The organism is Anaerococcus lactolyticus ATCC 51172 (assembly GCF_000156575.1).
Lineage (GTDB): Bacteria > Bacillota > Clostridia > Tissierellales > Peptoniphilaceae > Anaerococcus > Anaerococcus lactolyticus.
The window spans coordinates 1-419 of the sequence record NZ_GG666095.1; the positions used below are offsets into that span (position 1 = coordinate 1).

General features: G+C 32.0%; 1 pseudogene. It reads right to left on the reverse strand.

The window, feature by feature from the left end:
* Nucleotides 1-22: 22 nt before the first annotated feature.
* A pseudogene (locus HMPREF0072_RS10425) lies at nucleotides 23-419 on the reverse strand (replisome organizer); the annotation flags it as partial.

Here is a 419-nt window from a genome sequence, read left to right on the forward strand (position 1 = left end):
GTGGCTTTCCACCTCTTTTTATCTATAAAGATTCTCCTACATCATAGTTCATTTTTTTATTTAAACCTTTCTGTGTTAGTTTTTCTTTATCTTCTTCATACCATTTTAAGATTGTTGCGTAGTGGTTTTGATAGGTCTTGCCACTGCTTTTCATGTATCTTGATAGTTTATTTATCATTATTTCTGTGTGTGAGTTTAATTTTTCTTTAAGATTTTTATATTCTTCTTTGCTTAATCTTACATTTTTGAATTCTCCATAAAAAATGGGGGTGGACTGTTCTCCCCTCACCTTATCTATACTAATCTTATCTAATCTACCCTTACCTATACTGGGTTGACCACTTGACAACCTTTGGTCAACCAAATGACAACCAACTTTTTCTTCTGAAATATATGCTCCATTTTCCGTTTGATAAAGC